The sequence below is a fragment of the Streptomyces sp. NPDC006296 genome (assembly GCF_040613235.1).
GTDB lineage: Bacteria > Actinomycetota > Actinomycetes > Streptomycetales > Streptomycetaceae > Streptomyces.
In genome coordinates this window covers 1-19,640 of record NZ_JBEXRT010000041.1, presented here as the reverse complement: position 1 = coordinate 19,640, position 19,640 = coordinate 1, and the positions used below count along the sequence as shown (strand labels likewise).

15 protein-coding genes and 1 pseudogene are annotated in these 19,640 nt (G+C 74.6%); 8 read left to right on the top strand and 8 right to left on the bottom strand.

Translation table 11 applies throughout. The features are described from left to right. Positions 1-28: 28 nt before the first annotated feature. Both ABZ172_RS24535 and fdhF read left to right on the top strand, forming a co-directional pair. Positions 29-1,720 carry an NADH-ubiquinone oxidoreductase-F iron-sulfur binding region domain-containing protein gene (locus ABZ172_RS24535; RefSeq protein WP_356886451.1) on the top strand — a complete coding sequence of 564 codons (1,692 nt, stop codon included), beginning with the start codon at positions 29-31 and terminating at the stop codon, positions 1,718-1,720. Beyond that, complete coding sequence (fdhF, locus tag ABZ172_RS24530; protein WP_356886449.1) at positions 1,708-4,404, top strand: formate dehydrogenase subunit alpha; 2,697 nt, start codon at positions 1,708-1,710, stop codon at positions 4,402-4,404. The genes ABZ172_RS24535 and fdhF overlap by 13 nt, the downstream gene beginning before the upstream one ends. Positions 4,405-4,433: 29 nt before the next feature. Here the strand turns inward: fdhF and ABZ172_RS24525 are convergent, their stop codons facing one another. The 7 genes from ABZ172_RS24525 to ABZ172_RS24495 are packed head-to-tail and all read right to left on the bottom strand — an operon-like array spanning position 4,434 to position 11,368. Further along, the gene (locus ABZ172_RS24525) at positions 4,434-5,108 is read right to left on the bottom strand and encodes a CBS domain-containing protein (protein WP_356886447.1); all 675 of its coding nucleotides are present in this window, start codon (positions 5,106-5,108) and stop codon (positions 4,434-4,436) included. Then, positions 5,108-5,377, bottom strand: a complete 270-nt coding sequence (locus tag ABZ172_RS24520) for a phosphopantetheine-binding protein (protein WP_356886445.1) — start codon at positions 5,375-5,377, stop codon at positions 5,108-5,110. The genes ABZ172_RS24525 and ABZ172_RS24520 overlap by 1 nt, the downstream gene beginning before the upstream one ends. Then, a complete protein-coding gene (locus tag ABZ172_RS24515) occupies positions 5,374-6,852 on the bottom strand; it encodes a dihydrolipoamide acetyltransferase family protein (protein WP_356886443.1) in 1,479 nt (492 codons plus the stop codon). The genes ABZ172_RS24520 and ABZ172_RS24515 overlap by 4 nt, the downstream gene beginning before the upstream one ends. Before the next feature lies 1 nt (position 6,853). Then, positions 6,854-7,861, bottom strand: coding sequence for a pyruvate dehydrogenase complex E1 component subunit beta (locus ABZ172_RS24510; RefSeq protein WP_356886441.1), 1,008 nt, complete (start codon positions 7,859-7,861; stop codon positions 6,854-6,856). After that, on the bottom strand, positions 7,858-8,892 hold the full coding sequence (pdhA, locus tag ABZ172_RS24505; RefSeq protein ID WP_356886439.1) for a pyruvate dehydrogenase (acetyl-transferring) E1 component subunit alpha: 1,035 nt from the start codon (positions 8,890-8,892) through the stop codon (positions 7,858-7,860). The genes ABZ172_RS24510 and pdhA overlap by 4 nt, the downstream gene beginning before the upstream one ends. After that, positions 8,889-10,697, bottom strand: a complete 1,809-nt coding sequence (gene acsA / locus ABZ172_RS24500) for an acetate--CoA ligase (protein WP_356886437.1) — start codon at positions 10,695-10,697, stop codon at positions 8,889-8,891. Before acsA ends, pdhA begins: the two co-directional genes overlap by 4 nt. Then, on the bottom strand, positions 10,694-11,368 hold the full coding sequence (locus ABZ172_RS24495) for a CBS domain-containing protein (RefSeq protein ID WP_356886435.1): 675 nt from the start codon (positions 11,366-11,368) through the stop codon (positions 10,694-10,696). Before ABZ172_RS24495 ends, acsA begins: the two co-directional genes overlap by 4 nt. 237 nt (positions 11,369-11,605) lie before the next feature. Here ABZ172_RS24495 and ABZ172_RS24490 point away from each other — a divergent pair. The 6 genes and pseudogenes from ABZ172_RS24490 to ABZ172_RS24465 all read left to right on the top strand — a co-directional run. Further along, positions 11,606-11,785, top strand: a pseudogene (locus ABZ172_RS24490) (DUF1918 domain-containing protein); the annotation flags it as partial. 401 nt (positions 11,786-12,186) lie between these two features. Continuing rightward, positions 12,187-12,675 (top strand): hypothetical protein, encoded by a 489-nt coding sequence (locus ABZ172_RS24485; protein ID WP_356886433.1) that lies wholly within the window; start codon positions 12,187-12,189, stop codon positions 12,673-12,675. A 936-nt stretch (positions 12,676-13,611) separates the two neighbouring features. Beyond that, a complete protein-coding gene (locus ABZ172_RS24480) occupies positions 13,612-16,509 on the top strand; it encodes an AAA family ATPase (protein ID WP_356886431.1) in 2,898 nt (965 codons plus the stop codon). A 149-nt stretch (positions 16,510-16,658) separates the two neighbouring features. Further along, on the top strand, positions 16,659-16,832 hold the full coding sequence (locus ABZ172_RS24475) for a CsbD family protein (protein ID WP_356886429.1): 174 nt from the start codon (positions 16,659-16,661) through the stop codon (positions 16,830-16,832). A 351-nt stretch (positions 16,833-17,183) separates the two neighbouring features. Continuing rightward, positions 17,184-17,714: a DUF2231 domain-containing protein gene (locus ABZ172_RS24470; protein WP_356886427.1), complete on the top strand. Its 531-nt coding sequence runs from the start codon at positions 17,184-17,186 to the stop codon at positions 17,712-17,714. A gap of 228 nt (positions 17,715-17,942) precedes the next feature. Further along, a complete protein-coding gene (locus tag ABZ172_RS24465) occupies positions 17,943-19,076 on the top strand; it encodes a site-2 protease family protein (protein WP_356886425.1) in 1,134 nt (377 codons plus the stop codon). A gap of 22 nt (positions 19,077-19,098) precedes the next feature. Here ABZ172_RS24465 and ABZ172_RS24460 read toward each other — a convergent pair whose 3' ends face one another. Beyond that, positions 19,099-19,494 carry a hypothetical protein gene (locus ABZ172_RS24460; protein ID WP_356886423.1) on the bottom strand — a complete coding sequence of 132 codons (396 nt, stop codon included), beginning with the start codon at positions 19,492-19,494 and terminating at the stop codon, positions 19,099-19,101. Positions 19,495-19,640: the final 146 nt, after the last annotated feature.

Genomic DNA, 19,640 nt, shown 5'->3' with positions numbered 1-19,640 from the left:
CCGCCCGGCGCCGGGCCACCCTGAGACCATGGCAGAGCAGCACGGTCACACGCCGCAGGAGCCGGCGGACGCGGCCCGCGCGCTCGCGGCCCGCCGCGGCCGGCGCGGGGGACTCCTCCCCGCGGCCCTGGGCCGGGCCCGGGCCGGCACACCCGCCGACCCCGGGCAGTGGGCACCCCGGGTCGGCCGCGCCCTGGGGCTGCCGGCCGCCGCGGGGCTGGGGCCCGTCACCTACTTCGCCGACCTCGCCACCCCCCACGCGGAGCGGCACGTCCGCGTGTGTACTGCCACGGCCTGCTTCGCCGCGGAGGGAGGCCGCCACCTCGGCGCCGTCGAACGCGAGCTCGGCGTCCCGGCGGACACGGCCGGTCCGGACGGCGGGACCTCGCTGCAGACGGTCCACTGCCTCGGCTACTGCTACGCGGGACCCGCCGCTCTCGACGGCACCCGCCCCCGCACCGGGACGGACCTGGCGGACCAGCTGGCCGGACGCACCCCGCCCCGGGCGCCCGGCATCCCCGCGGCCGACGCGACCGGTGACCCGGTGCTGCTCTCCGGGATCGTGGCGGGCCGCCCGGCGTGGGACGGCTGGCGGCGGACACTCGACCGGCTGAGCCCCGAGGACGTACGCCAGGAGGTCGCCGCGTCCGGACTGCGCGGACGTGGCGGCGCGGGATTCCCCGTCGCCGCCAAGTGGGCCGCCACCGGCGCGCGGCCCGGCACCGTCGTCGTCGCCAACGGCGACGAAGGGGACCCCGGCTCCTACGCCGACAGGCTGCTCATGGAGGAGGACCCCGACCGGGTGCTCGCAGGGCTGGCGCTCGCCTGCTTCGCCTGCGGCGCCCGCCGGGGCGTCGTGCTGGTGCGCTCGGAGTACCCGGCGGCCCTGGTCCGCATGAGGCGGGCGCGGGACCGCGCGGTGGCGGACGGCCACCTCGCCGACACCCTGCGCACCGGCGACGCGCGGCCGGTCGTGGAGATCGTCGAGGGCGCGGGCTCGTACGTCGCCGGTGAGGAGACCGCGCTCATCGCCCGCCTCGAAGGGGCCCGGGGGTGCGCCCGTCCCCGGCCGCCGTACCCGACCGACCGCGGACTCTGGGGGGCGCCCACCGTGGTCAACAACGTGGAGACGCTGGCGTCGCTGCCGTGGATCGTGCGCAACGGCGGTGAGCGCTACGCCCGGTACGGCACCGCGGAGGAGACCGGCACCAAGCTGGTCTGCCTCTCCGAACGCTTCGTCCGTCCCGGCGCCTACGAGGTCCACCTCGGCACCCCCGTCCGGCACATCGTCGACGCACTCGGCGGAGGACTGAAGGGCGGTGGCCCGGCCGTCGTACAGATCGGCGGTCCGCTCGGCGGCTTCCTCACCGACGCCGACCTCGACGTCCCTCTCACGTCGACGGCACTCGCCGCCCGGGGCGCCGCACTCGGACACGCCGGTACGGTCGCCTTCGACGCACGGACGGATCCGGTCGAACTGATGCGGCACCTCTGGGAGTTCGCCGCACGGGAGAGCTGCGGCGCCTGCTCGCCCTGCCGGATCGGCACCCGCCGGGGGCTGGCACTCGCCACCGCGGGCACCCCACCGGGCCCGTCGTACGACAGCCTCGCGAGGCTCATGGGCGAGGCGAGCCTCTGCGCCTTCGGGCGCCGGGTACCGGCGGCCGTCCGCAGCCTGGCACGCGCCTACGGCCCGGAACTGACGGGATGGGACCGGTGACCGGGCTGCGGGTGGACGGCCTGCCCGTGGAGGTCCGCGAGGGCGCGTCCCTGCTCGACGCCGTCCGCGCGGCGGGAACCGAACTGCCCGCCCTCTGCCACGACGACCGCCTCCGGCCCGCCGGCTCCTGCAGGACCTGCCTGGTCCGCGCGGACGGCCGGATCACCGCGGCCTGTGTGACCCCCGCCGCCCCCGGCACCGACGTCACCACCGCGCAGGAGGACCTGCGGAACCTCCGCCGGGACGCCGTGGAGCTGATCGCCTCCGCCCTCCCTCCGCACGCCCTCGCCGCCGACCGCCGGAGCGAACTCGCCGACACCTGCCGCACGCTGGGCATCATCCCGGGCACGGCGGCCGCGGAGGCGTCCGGGGACCGTGACACGAGCCACCCGTACATCGAGCTCGACCGGGACCTGTGCATCGCCTGCGGGCGCTGTGTCCGGATGTGCGACGACGTGCAGGGAACCTTCGCGCTCACCCTCACGGGCCGCGGCGCCGACACCGCCATCGCACCGGGAACGGGCGGGTCCTGGGCCCGGTCGGACTGCGTGGCGTGCGGAGGCTGCGTCGACACCTGCCCGACGGGAGCCATCACGCACCCCGGACCGGGCCGGGGCATCACCACCGCACAGCCGGACCCGGAGCGGGTACGCACCACGTGCGGCTACTGCGGGGTCGGCTGCTCCCTCGACGTCGTCGTCGCCGGGGACCGGGTCTCGGCGGTCCTGCCCGCCCTCGACGGACCCGTCAACCAGGGGCACGCCTGCGTCAAGGGCCGTTTCTCCCACGGTTATCTGACGTCCGGGGAACGCCTCACACACCCCCTGGTCCGGAAGAACGGCACCCTCGAACCGGTCGGCTGGGAAGAAGCCCTGGCCCGGGTCGCGGACGGGATGCGCGAAGCCGTGGCGGCGGGCGGCCCCGACGCCGTGGCCGCGATCTCCTCCGCCAGGGCCACCAACGAGGAGAACTACCTCGTCCAGAAGTTCCTGCGGACGGTCGTCGGGACGAACAACGTCGACAATTGCTCCCGGCTCTGCCACGCCCCGTCCGCGGCCGGACTCTCCGCCGCGTTCGGACGGGCCGGTGGCACCGATTCGTTCGACGACGTGGAGCGGGCCGACTGCCTGCTGGTCGTCGGGGCCAACCCGGTCGAAGCCCACCCCGTCGTCGGGGCCCGGCTGCTCCAACGGGCGCTGGGCGGAGCCTCGCTGATCGTGGCCGACCCCAGGGAGGTGGGCCTCGCGCACCGGGCGGACGTCCACCTGCGGCCCCGCCCCGGCACCAACGTCGCGCTCTTCCACGGTCTCGCCCACGTACTCGTCGCCGAGGGCATGACCGACCCCGGCTTCCTGCGCGACCGGGCCGCCGGACTCGACGAGCTGGTCGGACTGCTCGCCGACCACCCTCCCGCCCGCACCGCCGAGCTCACCGGCGTGCCCGCCGAGGACATCACGGCCGCTGCCCGGCTCTACGGCAGGGCGCGGCGCCCCGCCATCGTCTACGGGCTCGGCGTCACCGAGCACCTGCACGGCACCGACGGCGTCCGCACCCTGGCCAACCTGGCCGTCCTGCGCGGAGCCGTCGGGAACACCGGCCGCGGACACGGCGTCACCCCGCTCCGGGGCCAGAACAACGTGCAGGGCGCCTCCGACATGGGGGCGCTGCCCGACCTGCTCCCCGGCTACGGCCCGGTGACCGACCCCGGCGCACGGGCCCGGGCCGAAGCCGTGTGGGGGTGCACCCTCCCGGCCCGGGCCGGTCTGCGCATCCCCGAGATGTTCGAGGCCGCGCGGCGGGGCACCCTGCGCGCCCTGTGGATCATCGGCGAGGACGTCTGCGCCACCGACCCGAACAGCCGGCGGGTCGCCGCCGCTCTCGACGCCTGCCCCCTGGTCGTCGTCAACGAGCTCTTCCTCAGCGAGACCGCGCGGCACGCGGACGTGGTGCTGCCCGTCGCGTCCTGGCTGGAGAAGGACGGCACGTTCGTGAACTTCGACCGACGCTTCCAGCGGGTCCGCACCGCGGTGCGCCCGCCCGCGGCGGCACGGACCGACTTCGACGTCGTGCACGCGGTCGCCGCCGCCATGGGGGCGGACCTGGGCTGCCGGACACCGGCCGAGGCGCTCGCCGAGTGCGGGCGCGTCGCCCCGGTCTTCGCCGGCCTCTCCCACGAACGGCTCGACCGGGAAGGAGCGGTGCCCTGGCCCTGCCCGGAGCCCGACCGTCCCGGCGAGGCCACCCTCTACACCGACGCCTTCGACACCCCCGACGGCCGGGCACAGCTGTGCGCGGCCCCGTACCTGCCCCCGGGGGAGAGCCCCGACGCCGCCTACCCCCTGCTGCTCGTCACCGGTCGCCGCTGGGCGCACTACAACTCCGGCAGCATGACCCGGCGTGGCGGCAACCTGCTCCTCGACGCGCGCGACCACCTCGACCTCCACCCGCAGGACGCCGCACGGCACGGCGTCCGTGACGGGACGGAGGTGACCGTCGAGAGCCGCCACGGCACGGCCCGGCTGATCGCCCGGCTGAGCGGCGAACTGTCCCCGGGACAGGTCTTCTGCGCCTTCCACTTCCCGGAGAGCGGCGTCAACTCCCTGACGTCCGACCACGCCGACACCGTCACGGACTGTCCCGAGTACAAGGTCACCGCCGTCCGACTGACGCGCGGGGCCGGGTGACCCGGCCGCCGTAGCGGAACCGGCCCGCTTCAGGACGAGGCCTGTTCCCCCGGAGTGTCGTCGACCGCGTACGAGAGGTGGGCGGAGACGGAGACGACGCCGTCGACCGCGCCGCACATGTGCTCCAGCGCCGGGAGCATGCCCCTGAAGGGCAGGGTTCCGCCCAGCTCGACCTGTCCGTCACGGACCCCGACGCTGATCGGCCCGGGATCCAGACGCAGCGTGCCGGCCAGCACCTCCTCCTCGATCTCCCGCCGGATGTCCTCGTCCGCGCGCAGGAACACCTTCAGCAGGTCCCCTCGGCTCACGACGCCCACCACCCGGTCCTCCTCGTCCACGACGACGAGCCGCTGGACGTCCTGCACCTCCATCAGCCGCGCGGCCTCCACGAACGTCCACCCGGGCCGCGCGCACACCGCGGGCGCGGACATCAGCTCCTCCGCGCGTACGCCCTCCGCCCTGGCCCGCTCCCACGCCTCCGGGCCCGGCACGGAGGGCAGTTCCGCGGGATCCGCCCGGTCGGTCGTCTTGCGCAGGAGATCCGCCTCGGAGACGACCCCGAGGACCCGCCCGCCGTCGTCGACCACGGGAACGGCGGGCACCCGGTTCTCGGCGAGGGTCCGCACCACGTCCTTGAACGGTGTGCCGCGGTGGACGCTCACCACCCGGCGGCTCATCAGCCCGTCGACCCTGCGATGGCGCATCACCGGCTCCTCGTCCCGTGCGCGGCGGGCTCCCGGGACTCCAGAAGCCGCGCGCAGTCCTCCCAGGTGACCAGGGAGGGATAGTCGTTCTCGGTGAGTTCCCGGCCGCTGAGCCTGGCCAGCTCCTCGACGAACTCGAGGAAATCGAGTGAGTCCATCTCGAACGCGTCCCGCAGGTTCGCGCCGGGGGCCAGGCCCGTGAAGTCGGCGCCGGGAACGACGTGCTGGGCGGCCTCGCGCACGACATCGCGTGCCTGGTCGTGATTCATAGCTCCTCCGGTCGTTGCAGGAGACGGTCGAGGCGGTTGAGGAACCGTGCGCCGGTGGCACCGTCGGCGGCCCGGTGGTCCAGGGACAGCGTCGCCGTCAGGGCCGGACGCACCCCGAGCAGACCGTCCACGGCCGCGGGGCGTTCGACGACCCGGCCGAGCCCGACCAGCGCGACCTGGGGCGGATAGATGACGCCGAACACGCACTCCACACCCTGATCGCCCAGGCTGGTGACCGTGATGCTGGGGTCGGCCGTCTCCGAGGCCCGGAGACGGCCCTTGCGCGCCCGGGCAACGAGGTCCTTCAAGGCGGCCATGACCTCGGGCACGGACCGCTCCTCCGCTCCGGCGAGCGCGGGGGCCACCAGCCCGCCCTGCCGGAGCGCGACGGCGACACCGAGACGGACCCGGCCGGCCGGGACGAACACGTCGTCGGTCCAGTGCCCGTTGAGCTCGGGGACCTCTCCGGCCGTACGCGCCACCGCCTTCACCAGGAGCGCGGCCGGCACCAGCCGCTCGGACAACGGCAGTACGGTGTTGCGGTCGCGCATCCAGTCCAGCGCGGCCGTCATGTCGATGGTCGTGGACAGGTAGAAGTGCGGTATCTCCCGCTTGGAACGGGTCATCAGACGGGCCGTCGCCGCACGGTCCGCCCCCTTCCGGCCGCCCTTCGGCCCCGCCGCCGAGGGTTGACCCTCCGTCACCACCGGACGCTCCGGCTCGTGCCCGGACGGCCCGTGTGCAGGGGGAGCGGGCGGCTCGTGTCCGGACGGCTCCTGTGCAGGGGGCGCGGGCGGCTCGTGCACCGGTGGTGCGCCCGGCGCCCGGGCGGCTTCCCGCACGTCCGCGGCACGGACGGTGCCGTCGCGCCCGCTGCCCCGCACCTCCGCGATATCGACCCCGGACTCCGCCGCCAGCCTGCGCGCGAGAGGCGACGCCCGCGTCCGGCCGTCCGACGCCACCGGCCCGGCGGCGGGGGCGGCCGCCCGGGCGATGTCCGCACGGGTGATCCGTCCGCCGGTGCCCGAACCGTGGAGTCCGGCCAGATCCACCCGCTGCTCCTCGGCGAGCCGGCGGACCAGAGGTGTGGTGACGCCGTCCCCCGGCGCGGCCGCCGTCCCCTCGGGCGTCCCGGCAGCACGTTCCGGCACGGCGTGCGGGGGAGCGGGCTCCTCGCCGTGGCGCCCGTCCCCGGCCGTTTCCCCGCCGGATCGCCCGTCCCCGGCCGGCTCCTCGCCACTGCCGGTCTCGATCAGCGCCAGCGGGGTGCCGACCGCCACCGTCGTGCCCTCCGGGACGAGCAGGGACCCGATGGTGCCCGTACGGAAGCACTCCACCTCGATGGCCGACTTGGACGTCTCGACGACGGCGACGACCTCACCCCGGGTCACGTGGTCCCCGGGACGGACCAGCCACTGCGACAGTGTCCCCTCGTCCATGTCCGCCCCCAGGGACGGCATCGTGAACTCGGCCATCTCAGCCCACCACCCGGCGCGCCGCGGCCACGATCCCCGGCACCTGCGGCAGCGCGGCCTCCTCCAGCTGCCGGGCGTAGGGGATCGGGACCTCCGCGCTGCAGACCCGCTCGACGGGCGCGTCCAGGTCGAAGAACGCCTGCTCGGTGATCCGGGCCGAGACCTCGGCGGACAGACTCCCGCTGCGCCAGCCCTCGTCGACCACCACGGCCCGGTGGGTCCGCCGGACCGAACCGACGACGGTGGCGTCGTCGAGCGGCCGCAGCGAGCGGAGGTCGACCACCTCGGCGCTGATCCCGTCCCCGGCCAGTTCCTCCGCCGCCGCGAGGGCCTTCGGCAGACACCCGCCGTACGCGATCAGCGTGACGTCCGTGCCCGCGCGCGGCACCGCCGCACGGTCCGGATCCACCTGGGGCGCGGCGGGATCGAGAGGCCCCTCGGCGTTGTACAGGGTGCCGTGCTCGAAGATGAGGACCGGGTCGGGGTCCGCCAGGGCGGGAGCCAGCAGCAGGCGCGCGTCCTGCGGCGTCGCCGGAGCCAGGACCCGGATCCCGGGGATGTGCGCGTACCAGCCCTCCAGGCTGTGCGAGTGCTGGGCCGCGAGCTGGCGTCCGGCGCCCGTGGTCATCCGGATCACGAGCGGGACCCCGACCCGGCCGCCCGACATGTGGCGCAGCGTGGCCGCGTTGTTGAGGATCTGGTCGAGCGCCAGCAGACTGAAGTTGACGGTCATGATCTCGACGATCGGCCGCATCCCGGCCAGTGCCGCGCCGATCCCCGCGCCGACGAAGGCGGACTCGGACAAGGGGGTGTCCCGGACACGGTCCGGGCCGAACTCCTCGATCAGCCCGAGGCTGACGCCGAAGCAGCCCCCGTAGCGCCCCACGTCCTCACCCATGAGGAACACCCGCTCGTCCGCGGTGAGTGCCTCCCGCAGCGCGTCACGCATCGCCTCCCGGTAGGTGGTGGCCCCGCCCCGGTCGCCGGTTCGCGTGCCGCCCGCCGTCATGACTCCTCCTCGTCCCGGCCGGTCACATGGCGCAGGAGGTCGTCCACCGGTTCCTCCGGCGCCCGTCCGGCGGCCTCGACCGCCGCCTCGACCTCCTCGGTCACCTCGCGCTCCAGCTTCTTCAGCCGGCCGGAGGTGAGCCGTCCGGAGGCACGCAGCGCCTCGGTCAGACCGGTCACGGGATCGTGCCGCTTCCACTCCGCGATCTCGTCCTTCGGGCGGTACCGGTCCGGGTCGTACATCGAATGCGCACGGAAGCGGTAGGTGCGCGCCTCCAGGAAATGCGGACCGTTCCCCGCCCGGATCGAGGTCACCGCGCTGCGTGCGGCCCGCTCCACCGCGCGCACGTCCATGCCGTCGACGGCCCAGGCGGCCATCCCGTACGACGCCGCCCGCATCGCGAGGTCCGTCTGGGCGTGCTCCCGGGCGAGCGCCGTCCCCATCGCGTACAGGTTGTTCTCACAGACGAACAGCACCGGAAGTCCCCACAGCGCCGCGAGGTTCGCCGTCTCGTGGAACTCGCCCTCGGCGAACGCCCCGTCCCCGAAGAAGCAGCAGGTGACCTGATCCCCGCCGCGCATCCGGTCGGCCAGCGCCAGGCCGGCGGCCAGCGGCAGCCCGCCCGCGACGATCGCGTTGCCGCCGTAGAAACGCCTCCCGGGCTCGAAGAGGTGCATGGAGCCCCCGCGCCCCCTGCTGCACCCCGTCACCCGCCCGTACATCTCCGCCATCACGGCCTCGGGAGGCACCCCCCGGGCCAGGGCGTGCCCGTGCTCCCGGTAGGTGGACACCACGGCGTCCTGTTCGGTGAGGGCCTGGTGGACCCCGACCGCCACGGCCTCCTCGCCGATGTACAGGTGCACGAAGCCCCGGATGGCCGCCGCGCTGTAGAGCTCGACACAGCGCTCCTCGAAGCGGCGTATGAGCAGCATGTCCCGCAGCAGCCGCCGGTCGTGGGCTGCTGCGGGGTCCTTCGCCTTCGTCCGGCGGCCCTGATGTCCGGGAGCGGAGGCACCGGATGCGCTGTTCATCGCTGCTCCTCGTCCCTTCCGGTCCCGTGGTGCGCGTCGCCGGGAGCCTGCAGGGAGGAGAGGTCACCGGCGGGCAGTCCCTGTTCGCGGGCCCGCAGGACCCGGCGCATCACCTTGCCGCTGCGTGTCCTGGGCAGGTCCGGCTCGAACTCGATCTCCCGGGGAGCGACGGCCGGCCCCAGGCGTTTCCGGGCGAACGCGAGCAGGTCCCGGCGCAGTCCGTCCCCGGCCGGGTACTCGGCGCGCAGCGAGACGAAGGCCTTGACGACCGCGCCGGCCACCGGGTCGGGCCGCCCGATCACACCGGCCTCGGCCACCGCCGGGTGTTCCATCAGCGCGCTCTCCACCTCGAACGGGCCGATCAGATGTCCGGCGGACTTGATGACGTCGTCGGAACGGCCCACGAACCAGTACCAGCCGTCCGCGTCACGGGTGACCAGATCGCCCGTCAGGTACCACCCGTCGGCGAAGCACGCCTCGTAACGCCGCCGCTCGTGCAGGTAGCCGCAGAACATCGAGGGCCATCCCGCGCGCAGCGCCAGCTCGCCCCGGACCCCCGGTGCGTCGACGGTCCGGACACGCCCGTCCGTGACGGCGGCCCGGTCGTCGTTCCCGCACTCCAGCACGGTGGCCTCCACCCCGGGAAGGGGCCGGCCCATCGAGCCGGGGCGCACCGGGTCGGCGGCGAACCCGGCGATCATGATCGCGCCCGTCTCGGTCTGCCACCAGGTGTCGTGGACCGGCAGCCCGAGCGCCTTCTCGCCCCAGCGGACGGCCTCCGGGGCGAGCGGTTCCCCCACACTCGCCACGAAGCGCAGAGCCGACAGGTCGTACTGCTCGCGCGGGGTACCGGCGCCGGTACGCGGAGTGGCGCGCATCAGCATCCGCAGAGCCGTGGGCGCGGTGTACCAGACGGTCACCCGCTCCTCGGCGAGCAGCGTGAACCAGCGGCGCGGGTCGAAGTCCCCCGCGTCCACCACCGTCGTGACCCCCAGGGCGAGCGGACCGATGATGCCGTACGACATCCCCGTCACCCAGCCGGGATCGGCCGTGCACCAGAAGACGTCCCCCTCCCGCAGGTCGAGCGCGTAGGCCGCGGTGACCTGGTGGGCGAGCACGGCCGCGTGGCGGTGCATCGCCCCCTTGGGGGACCCGGTCGTGCCACTGGTGAAGTGCAGCAGGGCCAGGTCGTCCGGATCCGTCGCCGGGACGGTGAAGTCGGGGGAGGCGGCCGCCATCAGCTCCGGCAGGGACGCGGTGCCGGCCGGAAGGGGCCCGTCCCCGGGATCGGTGAGGAGGACCTGCCGCAGATGGGGGAGGCGCGCGCGGACCGGGTCCACCTTCCTCTCGTACAGAGCCCGTGTGGTGACGAGGACCCGCGCTTCTCCCAGCTCCATCCGCAGCCGCACCGGCTCGGGCCCGAACGCGGTGAACAGCGGGCACAGCACCCGGCCCGCGCGCAGCGTCCCGAGCACGGCGGCGTACAGCTCCGGACCGCGCCCGAGCAGGGTGAACACGCTCTCGCCACGCTCCGTGCCCAGAGCGACGAGCGTGTTCGCGAAGCGGGAACTGCGGTCCGCCAACTGCGCGAAGGTGAGACTCGTGGTGCTCCCGTCCCGGGAGACGCAGCGCAGCGCCACATGCCCCCCGATGCCTTCGAGCAGATGCCGGTCCACCGCCTCGTAGCCGATGTTGACGCCACCGCCGGGCAGGCCCGCGAGCCGGGCACGGGCCTGCCGCCAGTCGAAGCCGGCGCGGGCGCGGTCGTAGTCGGGCACGACCGGGGGAGCCTGCGGGGAGATCATCGCGGCGGCTCCACGTCGAGGCCGAGATTGTCGTAGGTGTAGCCGACCGACTCGTGGAGCGCCACCACCCCGTCGACGGACCGGCAGAGCCGTTCGAGGACCGGGATGCTGCCGCGTTCCTCGACCCTGCCGGTGAGCGTGACCACCCCGTCGTGGACCCGCACGTGGATCTCGTCCGGGGCGAGGCGCAGGGTGGTCCTCAGCACGTCGTGCTCGATCTCCTCGCGGATCGCGGAGTCCCGCCGCAGGAACGGCCGCAGCAGGTCACTGCGGCTCACGATGCCGACGAGCTGTCCGGTCTCGTCCGCCACCGGGAGCCGCTTCACACCCTTCCCGTGCATCGTCCGTGCCGTCTCCACCAGATTCCAGGTGGGCTGCGCGGTCAGCGCGGGGGCGGTCATCAGCTCCGCCGCGGTCTCCGCCTCGGGCGGTTCGCGGTCCCCGGGCGCCGGACGGGTGGTCCCGCGTCCCTCCAGGTCCGGCAGACCGACGGTGCTCCGGAGGAGATCGGCCTCCGAGACGACTCCGAGCACCCGCCGGGAGGCGTCGACGACGGGGACCGCGGAGATGTCGTGATCGTGGAAGAGGCGTGCCACTTCCTTGAACGAGGCGGTGGGTCCCACCGTGACCACGTCGTGGGTCATGACTTCGAAGACGGTGCGGTGCTGCATGGCGATCCTCCCACCCTGCATCCGGGCACTTCCCAGCGTCCGCCACCGGCGCACCCCGCCGGGAGTGCCGAACGGGCCCCTTCCCGGGACTGTTCGCCCCACGGCCGGCCCCGGACGGAGGGGGACGGTGGGAAGGAGGGGCCCGAGAGGCCGGCCCCGGGACGAGGAGGAGAGGCGAGGGCCATGACGGAATCGCGAGCACGACCGCAGCGGGGCGACGCGGGGACCGGAGCCGGTCTGTGGGCCCGGGTGGGGGACCGGCTGATCGTCGGCGGGGCCACGGTCGGGGACGAGGGCCGGGACGGGGAGATCGTCGGACTGCGCCACGCGGACGGCAGCCCGCCGTACGAGGTGCGCTGGTCGGACACGGGACGGGTGACGCTGGTCTTCCCCGGACCCGACGCCCACGTCCAGCACTTCGGCGGGCGCGCGTGACGGGCGTACGCCCGCGGCGGGCGCCCGGTCCACCCGTTTCCGGGGGAGACGGGCCCCGGGACCGGTCGGCCCGTCCGTCGGGGCCCGCCCGGACCCGCCGCCGTCCGCCCCGGCCGGACCCCGCGCAGCGGACACCGGGCCCGGGCCGGGCCGGTACACCGGGATCCGGTGGTGTCCCGTTGTACGGCGTTTGATTGATCGGCTCCCTCCTCGTGAAACCGGACAACGTCCACGGGCTATACCGGTTCCGGAGAAGGGGCGGACCACGGACCGCTCCGGTCGTGGCGGTTCCCGTGCACAGGACACGGCGGACGCCTCCCCGGCACCGCTCCGGCCGAGCACCGCCGCCCCACCCCGAACCCGACCGAGGGAGTCGCACCACCATGCGCATCAGTCGTCTTCTCGTCAGCATGACCGGCCTCACCGCACTGCTCGGCGGGATCACGCCGGCCGCCGCGGCGACCGCCGTGCCGGCCGCCGACGCACCCGGCACCCAGGTGTCCGCGCCGCACCGGCTCCCGCCCGCGCCACGGCTCCCCGCCGGCGTCAGGGCGGTCGCCCCCCGCGTGGCGCCCGCGGCCGACTACGACGAGTACCCGGGAGGCGCGTTCCCCGCGCCGTGCAGCAGCGGGGTGCTGTGCCCCGCCGTGTGGAACCCCGCCTCGGGCAAGTGGCGGCAGTACCACCTCTCCTCCTGCAGCGCCTACCAGCTGTTCAACTGGCAGGGCGAGGGAGGCTACTTCGACAACCAGACGGGCAACGTCACGTCCTACTTCTACGACCCGCAGGGAAGGGTGCTGCACTCCTTCACCCCGGACCGGGCCAACCACAACTACAACTGGGATCCGGTCTGGTCGATCCGCAACTGCTGACTCCCGTCGAGCGGCCCAGGTGCCGGTCCGCACGCCGAAGCGTGCGGACCGGCACCTTCCGCGGTCCGCGAGCGGCGTCCGCACCGCGCGGTTCCGCAGCCGCCGGGCTCCGGCGGAACCGGCACCCACCTGCACGGCTGCGGCCGGTGAACACCCGTACAGGGCCTGTGCGGTGCACGCTCGTCACGGCTCGGGTGGCGAACTCCCGTACGGCTCCAGGCGGGTGACCGCCCGTACCGTCCCCGCGGTGCACGTCCGTCCGCCCTCGGTGGTGAGGGCCTGTCACCGCGCGCCGCCGTCCGCCCGGGCAGCGGCTCCACGGAGCGCCGCATGCCGCTGTACCGGGTCGGCCGGGGATCCGTACGCGCCCCGTCACACCCGCGCGCAGTGGTCCGGAGGTCCAGCGCCCTCCCTGCACCGTGCGCCGTGCAAGGGCGATCCTCCCCGGCCCGGTCGGCGTCGGACGACGACGGCGCTTCCTTCCCGCGTGTGCGGCCTCCCTCCGCCGTGCGGCGCGCCGCATCCGACGCCGCGCGCCGCACCACCAGGCATGACGGGACACCCCCCCCAGCCGTGCCCCCGGACCGCTGCCGCGGGTCCGCTTCGTCTCCCGCCCCCGTCTCTGCACCCTTCCGTCCGCCCCGTCTCCCCGCCCCGGCGCCCTCCCGGCCGCGCGAGGATTACCGGCCCAGGGGCGTGGCAGCGTGACGAAGAAGAGAGGACCGTTGCACACGTCCGCGCCCGCGCGCGGACGGCTCCGCCCGCCGTGGGCACCGCCGTCCGCACGGCGGGCCGCTCGCGTCCGGCCGCCGGAGGTGCCCCTGGCACCCGGCGTACGGGCAAGAGGACGGAAGCCTTCGGGCAGGGCCCGACCGGCCCGCACGTGAGGCAGCCGGACGGCGACCGCACCGGTACACGGCACGACGGGGGAGGACCATGCCACGCAAGGAACGGCCGCTCGCCGAGGGCGACGGCAGCGTACTGAGGTTCGCGGCCGAGCTGCGCGGGCTGCGTGACCGGGCCGGGACACCGACCTACCGGCAACTGGCCTCCCGCGCCCACTACTCGGTGGCGACGCTCTCCAGCGCGGCGGCCGGACACCGGCTGCCGTCGCTGGAGGTCACGCTCGCCTACGTACGAGCCTGCGGGGGCGACCCGGGCCCGTGGGAGGCCCGGTGGCGGGAAGCCGCGGCGGAGGCGGCCCGGACCGGACCGGGGCCCGGCGACGAGGCCGGACCGGACCCGTCCGGACCGGCCCCCTACACCGGCCTGGCCGCCTACCGGCCCGAACAGAGCACCTGGTTCTTCGGCCGCGAGTCCGTCGTCGAGGACCTGGTGGGCCGGGTGCGGGACGGGCGCTTCGTCGCCGTCTTCGGCGCCTCCGGCGCAGGCAAGTCCTCCGTGCTGCGCGCCGGACTGCTCGCCCGCCTCCAGGACGGCGGAGCGCACACCGTCCTCGTCACACCCGGCTCCAGCCCCATGGAGGAACTCGCCGTACAGCTCGCACGGCCGGCCCGGACCACGCCCGGTCGTCTCTACCAGGAACTCGTCGACGCACCCGAGAACCTGCACCGCACACTGCGCCGGATCGCTTGCGACGCGGGCGACGAGGCCGACGTCTTCCTGGTCGTCGACCAGTTCGAGGAACTCTTCACGCTGTGCACCGCCCCCGAGGAGAGAGCGCTCTTCGTCGCGGCGCTGGTGCACGCCGTGCGCGCCGACAGCAGCCGCAGCCGGATCGTCCTCTCGGTGCGGTCCGACTTCCACGCGCACTGCGCCGAGTACCCCGATCTCGCCGACCTCCTGAGCGGCAGTCTGATCACCCTCGGCGCCATGCGGCCCGGAGAGCTGCACCGCGCGATCACCCAGCCCGCCGTGCGCTCCGGATGCAGGGTCGAGGGCCGGCTCCTCACCCACCTCATCGCCCAGGCCCAGGGCCAGGCGGGCATGCTGCCCCTGTTGTCCCACGCACTCCTGGAGACCTGGAAGCGACGCCGCGGGAACGTCCTCACCCTGGCCGGGTTCCAGGCGGCCGGTTCCATCGAGGGCGCACTGAGGCAGACGGCGGAGGAGTACTACGACAGCCTCGACACGGGCCGACAAGCGGCCGCCCGTCGGCTGTTCCTCAGGCTCACCGCCCTCGGCGAGGGCACGGAGGACACCAGGCGCCGCATCGACCGCACCGAGGCGTACTCCGGCGGCGAGGACGCCGCGGTCGTCGAACGCGCCGCCGCGGCCCGTCTGATCACCCTGGACACGGACACCGTGGAACTCACCCACGAGGCGCTCATCCAGAGCTGGCCACGGCTGCGCCGGTGGCTGCACGAGGACCGCGAGCAGCTGCGCGTCCACCGCGAACTCACCCTCGCCGCCGAGACGTGGGACAGACTGCACCACGACTCCGGAGCGCTCTACCGCGGCGTCCGGCTCGAAGCGGCCCGCCCTCTGGCCCGCGACGAGGACGCCGGTCTCACCGCGGGCGAGAAGAACTTCCTGCGGGCCAGCCTGGCCCAGGAGGCGGCCGAGGCCTCCGCCGCCACCCGGCGCCGCCTCCTCGGACGGTTCGTCACCGCGGCGATCGCGGCGCTCCTGCTGGTCGCCACGGGAACCACGGTCCTGGCCGCGCGGGCCAACCGCGAGGTCCTGGCCCAGCGCAATCACGCGATCGCGCTCAACCTCGGCGCCGCGGCGGCCGGGACGTCCCCGAGATCCCCGGGCCTGGCCGTGCAACTGGCCCTCGTGGGCTACCGGCTGAGCCCCGGAGCGGCCGGCCACGACATCCTGCTGTCCACGCTCATGACCGCCTGGAGGGCCCACGACGAGGAGATGTACGCCCTGGACGTCACCCCGGACGGGAGGACCGCCGTCACCGGGGGACGCGACCGCACCGTGCGGCTCTGGGACCTGACCACCCCCGGCGGGCCCACCCGCACCGCGGTGCTCACCGGCCACCGGGACGCCGTGTACGCGGTCGCCGTCCGTCCCGACGGCACGGTCATGGCGACCGCGGGCGCGGACCGGACCGTACGGCTGTGGGACATCAGCGACCCCCACCGGCCCACCGTCCTCTCCACCCTGCGGGCGCACACCGGTGCCGTACGCGCCCTGGCCTTCAGCCCGTCTGGCACGGAGCTGGCGAGCGGCGGCAACGACCGCACCACCGTCCTGTGGGACACCCACGACCCCGTCCGCCCGGTACGCCGGGACACCCTACGTGGCCACACCGACGGCGTCCGGTCCGTCGCCTTCGACCGGAACGGCAGGTTCCTCGCGACGGCGGGCGGTGACGACGAGCGGGTCATCCTGTGGGACGCGTCCTCGCCCGGCCACGCGAACAGGCTCGCCGTGTGGCGTGCGCACGCCGGCCACACCATCTCCGTCGCGTTCAGCCCCCGGACCGACGTCCTGGCCACGTCCGGCGACGGCGACCACCCGGTCAGGCTGTGGCAGCTGACGGGCGACGGACCCCCGCGGCCGGGCGCGTCCTTGGACGGCCAGACCGATGTCGTCGGCAGCGTCGCCTTCAGCGCCGACGGGCGGTATCTGGCCGCCGGCAGCGACGACCGCACCAGCCGGCTGTGGGACGTCTCCACCCCCGCCCGGCCGGCCCTGCGGACGGTGCTCACGGGATACCCGACAGCCGTGCTGTCCGTGCACTTCGCCGGGAGCGGCCACGCGCTCGTCACCGGGGTGTTCGACGGGACGATGCGCCTGCTGCCCGCCGACACGGCCCGTCTGGTCGACCGGGCCTGCGACCGTGCGGGCCCGCCGCTCACCCGGAGCCAGTGGGACCGGCACCTGAGCGGCATCGCCTACGAGCCGCCCTGCCCCTGACGCCCACCGCCCCGGCGGCCGACGCCGCCGCCTCGCCCGGCGCTCCGCAGCCCCGCGGCGGAGCCGGTGAGAACCGGCAGGTTTGAACGGGGCTGCGGCGGTCACCCGGTGGATGACCACGACATCGAGACCAGCAAGGTGTGAGTGACATGGCTGCTGACGAGAAGACCCAGGCCAAGACCGACCAGGCCAAGGGCAAGATCAAGGAAGCCGCCGGGCGCACCGTCGGCAACGAGCGGCTCACCGCCGAGGGCCGTGCCGACCAGGCCAAGGGCGACGCCCGCCAGGCCAAGGAGAAGGTCAAGGACGCTCTGACCGACTGACGTCGTTCAGCATCCCGCCCCCGGCCCCGCGGAACCCTCCTCCCGCGGGGCCGAGGCATGTCCCGGGACGGCGGGAACCGTCACCTCCCGCCCGCACGACCGGCCGCGCTCAGCCGCAGTACGCCGCGACCGGACGCCGTACCGGGGCGCATGGGTGCCGCACCCCCGGTGGCCCGGGCACCCCCGGACGGGTTTACGTCTGTGCACCGGCCAGGAAGAGATCTGACGGCGAACGCCCCGTCCGGTCCGTCTCCTCGCGGACGGCGGGCCCACCCGCGTTCCGGCGACGGAGGGCCCGGCGGCCTCCGTCCCCGCCGACCGACCCTGCCCCGCACCCCAGGAGCTGATCCGATGGGCCCCACCGAGATCAACGGCACCCCCGCGCACCCACTGCTCGTCCACTTCGTCGTGGTGCTGGTGCCCCTCACCGCGCTGGCCCTGCCGGCCTGCGCCCTGTGGCCCTCGGTGATGCGCAGGTTCGGTCTGTCCCTGCCCGTCCTGGCACTGGTGACGCTGATCGCCGTACCGCTCACCACCCACGCCGGTGAATGGCTCGCGGAACGGGTGAACGAGAACGCCCGGCTGGAACGGCACACCGAGATGGGGGACGGGCTGCTGCCCTGGGCCGTGGGCCTGTTCGTCATGGCCGCGGTGCTCTGGTGGACCTACCGGCATGTCGGGACACCCCCGGCCCCGGAGGCGAACGGCCCGGCCGGTACGCGCGCGAAGCGCGTCGCGCCGGTGCGGATCGCCGCCGTCCTGCTCTCACTGGTGGTGGCGGCCGGAGCGGTCGTGCAGGTCTACCGGATCGGCGACTCGGGCGCCAAGGCGACCTGGGGAGCGGGCGCGCCCACCCACCCCGCCGCCCGCCCGAACGCCTGAACGGCCCTGCTCCGCCCCGGACCCCCGCCCGGCCGACCGCACCCGGCGAGCCGCCGGACGCCCCCACCGGCCCCGTCCGTGTCGCGTGGCCGCCCGCGCGGTCCCGCCCCGGTGAACGGCTCGGCGCAGTCGTGTGAACCGCCGCGGATCACGTGCCTCCGGTGGGATGAGTGAACGGACGGCATCTGCTCCGAGCCGTGCCGACCACCGGAACAGGGGAGATACGCAGTGAGGGCGACCTTCACACTGGGGCGGATCGCGGGAGTCCGGATCGGGGTCCACTGGAGTGTGCTGCTCATCGTGGGCATCATCACGCTGGGCCTCGCGCAGGGCCGCCTTCCCCGGACGTACCCGGGTCACAACCCGGCGCTGTACTGGGCGGCGGGCCTCGTGGCCGCCCTCGTCTTCTTCGCCTCGCTGCTCGCCCACGAACTGGCACACGCCGTGCTCGCGCGGCGCAACGGCGTCCCCGTGGCCGACATCGTGCTCTGGCTGCTGGGCGGTATGGCCCGGCTGAAGTCGGAGGCGTCGACCCCGGCGGCGGAACTGCGGATCGCGGGTGTCGGCCCCCTCGTCAGCTTCTTGCTGAGCGGGATCTTCGCCCTGGGCACCTGGCTGCTCCACCTCGCCTCGGCGCCCGCGCTCGTGGTCGAGGTCGCTGCGTGGCTCGCCGCCATCAACTTCCTGCTCGCCGCGTTCAACATCCTGCCGGCCGCCCCGCTCGACGGCGGGCGGCTGCTGCGCGCCTTCCTGTGGTGGCGCACCGGGGACCGGCTGCGGGCGACGGTCCAGGCCACACAGGCCGGCCGCGTCCTCGGCTGGCTGCTGATCGCGGCCGGGTTCCTGATCTTCTTCAGGGGAGGCGGACTGGAAGGACTCTGGCTGGCCCTGATCGGATGGTTCCTCATCGCGGCCGCCACAGCCGAAGGACGACAGGCACAACTGCGCGAACTCATGGCCGGTGTGCCCGTGCGGGACTCCATGACGAGAGACCCGCTCACGGCGTCCGCGGCGCTCACCGTCGCGGAGATGCTGGACGACCCGCGCTACCGGTACCGCCACTCGGCCTTTCCGGTGGTCACCCCCCGCGGAGCACCCCTCGGCCTGATGACGCTGGACCGGGCACGGCAGGTCCCGGCCGGAGAGAGCGCACGCGCGACGGTGGACGAGGTCATGGTCCCGCTCGCGGAGGCCACCGTCGCGCGTCCGGGCGACCCGCTGGCGGATCTGCTGCCCCGCATGGAACCCGGCGCCGAGCACCGCGTGCTGGTCGTGGACGAGGACCGACTCGTCGGCATCCTCACGCTGTCCGACATCAGCCGTACGGTGGCCTGGCTGAGCAGCACTGCAGGAAAGCCCTGACCGTCCTGACGCCGCCGACCCCTCAGCGGTGGCGCCGGCGGAGCCACCGGATGCGGGCGGCCCGGTCGCCCGACGGAGGACGGGGAGGCGCGGGCGGAGGACCGGGCGCCCTGTCCGGCCCGGAACGGCGGGCGGGTCGCAGCGCCTCCTCGGAGTAGCGGGTCGCGGCGATCGCGTCGACCGTCTGCTGCTCGGAGAAAGCCCCGGAGCCCGGGATGTGCGGCACGAATCCCATGAGCACGCTGTCCCGCAGCACCTGTGCGTCGAGCCCGCCCCTGCTCACGGTCCAGAGCGCCTCGCTGCCGTCCGGGATGACGACCCGGATCCCGAACTCGTACACACCTTCCTCGGCCCGGTGCGCCATGACGCCCCGGGCGCGCAGCGCCGACACGATCCGGTCGATGCGGTCTGCTTCCATCGCCGGTGCACCTCCAGCGACGAGTGGCTGTACGGGCGGACACCCTCGCCGCCTCGTCTTCATCGTACTGCCGGGTGTTCGGGGCCACCCTGCGCCCGGACGCCCGGCGGACCCCGCCGCGGACGGCACCGGCATCCGGTGCCGCC

Coding starts and splice junctions, on each gene's coding strand:
- fdhF (WP_356886449.1), top strand. CDS start 1,708: ATGGGACCGGTGACCGGGCTGCGGGTGGACGGCCTGCCCGTGGAGGTC.
- ABZ172_RS24480 (WP_356886431.1), top strand. CDS start 13,612: ATGCCACGCAAGGAACGGCCGCTCGCCGAGGGCGACGGCAGCGTACTG.
- ABZ172_RS24535 (WP_356886451.1), top strand. CDS start 29: ATGGCAGAGCAGCACGGTCACACGCCGCAGGAGCCGGCGGACGCGGCC.
- ABZ172_RS24520 (WP_356886445.1), bottom strand. CDS start 5,377: ATGAATCACGACCAGGCACGCGATGTCGTGCGCGAGGCCGCCCAGCAC.
- ABZ172_RS24475 (WP_356886429.1), top strand. CDS start 16,659: ATGGCTGCTGACGAGAAGACCCAGGCCAAGACCGACCAGGCCAAGGGC.
- pdhA (WP_356886439.1), bottom strand. CDS start 8,892: ATGAACAGCGCATCCGGTGCCTCCGCTCCCGGACATCAGGGCCGCCGG.
- ABZ172_RS24470 (WP_356886427.1), top strand. CDS start 17,184: ATGGGCCCCACCGAGATCAACGGCACCCCCGCGCACCCACTGCTCGTC.
- ABZ172_RS24495 (WP_356886435.1), bottom strand. CDS start 11,368: ATGCAGCACCGCACCGTCTTCGAAGTCATGACCCACGACGTGGTCACG.
- ABZ172_RS24525 (WP_356886447.1), bottom strand. CDS start 5,108: ATGCGCCATCGCAGGGTCGACGGGCTGATGAGCCGCCGGGTGGTGAGC.
- ABZ172_RS24460 (WP_356886423.1), bottom strand. CDS start 19,494: ATGGAAGCAGACCGCATCGACCGGATCGTGTCGGCGCTGCGCGCCCGG.
- ABZ172_RS24510 (WP_356886441.1), bottom strand. CDS start 7,861: ATGACGGCGGGCGGCACGCGAACCGGCGACCGGGGCGGGGCCACCACC.
- acsA (WP_356886437.1), bottom strand. CDS start 10,697: ATGATCTCCCCGCAGGCTCCCCCGGTCGTGCCCGACTACGACCGCGCC.
- ABZ172_RS24485 (WP_356886433.1), top strand. CDS start 12,187: ATGCGCATCAGTCGTCTTCTCGTCAGCATGACCGGCCTCACCGCACTG.
- ABZ172_RS24515 (WP_356886443.1), bottom strand. CDS start 6,852: ATGGCCGAGTTCACGATGCCGTCCCTGGGGGCGGACATGGACGAGGGG.